The organism is Methylobacterium sp. J-043 (assembly GCF_022829505.1).
Taxonomy (GTDB): domain Bacteria; phylum Pseudomonadota; class Alphaproteobacteria; order Rhizobiales; family Beijerinckiaceae; genus Methylobacterium; species Methylobacterium extorquens_A.
In genome coordinates, this window is the sequence record NZ_JAKSYB010000011.1 from 47,501 (window position 1) to 48,542 (window position 1,042).

Below are 1,042 nucleotides of genomic sequence, written 5' to 3' on the forward strand. Positions count from 1 at the left end.
CAAACCTTGGGCTCCTACTGTTTGTAAGCATCCGGTTTCAGGTGCTATTTCACTCCCCTCGTCGGGGTGCTTTTCACCTTTCCCTCACGGTACTGGTTCACTATCGGTCGCTGAGGAGTACTTAGGCTTGGAGGGTGGTCCCCCCATGTTCAGACAGGATTTCACGTGTCCCGCCCTACTCGAGTCTCTGCTATCGACCGTCCCGTACGGGGCTGTCACCCATCGCGCCGGCCTTTCCAGACCGTTCCGGTAATCTCAAGCAGAGCACTGGCCTGATCCGCGTTCGCTCGCCACTACTAACGGAGTCTCGTTGATGTCCTTTCCTCCGGGTACTGAGATGTTTCAGTTCCCCGGGTTCGCTTCAAACCCCTATGGATTCAGGATTTGATACCTTCATCTGACCAACTGTATGGAAGCACCAGACCGACTTGCGTCGGCCTGCCACCACCATACAGAAGGTCGAAGGTGGGTTTCCCCATTCGGAAATCCCTGGATCAAAGCTCGTTCGCAGCTCCCCAAGGCTTATCGCAGCGTACCACGTCCTTCATCGCCTCTCAGCGCCAAGGCATCCACCGAATGCTCTTAAGGCACTTGATCGCTCTCATGATCGATGTCCGGCGTGATCGCCAGCAGCTACGCTGCTGCCGATCACCCAGCCACGGTCACGATAAAGACCAGTGATGCAGGGCCCTCTCGGACACCCGCATCACATGCTTGCCGAACATAACCTGCAACGGGCACCCTGCTTTCGCAGGACCCGCGGTCACATTCCCTCTTTACGATTTTCTTCAACGATGCCGTCTGCTGCGCAAGGCGCTGGCAGAGGCAAACTCTGACCTTCTCTCCGGATGCTCTTGCCGATCTCAGCCCATCTTTTCGGCGCGCCTCGCGGCACGACCAACAAAAACATGGTGGAGACGGACGGGATCGAACCGACGACCTGATGCTTGCAAAGCAACTGCTCTCCCAGCTGAGCTACGTCCCCTGATCATGGTGGGCCTGGGACGACTCGAACGTCCGACCTCACCCTTATCAGGGGTGC

1 tRNA gene and 1 rRNA gene (1 of these 2 only partly in view) are annotated in these 1,042 nt (G+C 57.4%); both read right to left on the minus strand.

Features of this window, described 5'->3' with window-relative positions:
- Positions 1-597 (minus strand): 23S ribosomal RNA (locus MKK50_RS00480); it reaches 2,220 nt to the left of the window's first position.
- Positions 598-909: 312 nt separating this feature from the next.
- Positions 910-985: transfer RNA gene (locus tag MKK50_RS00485), tRNA-Ala, on the minus strand.
- Positions 986-1,042: the final 57 nt, after the last annotated feature.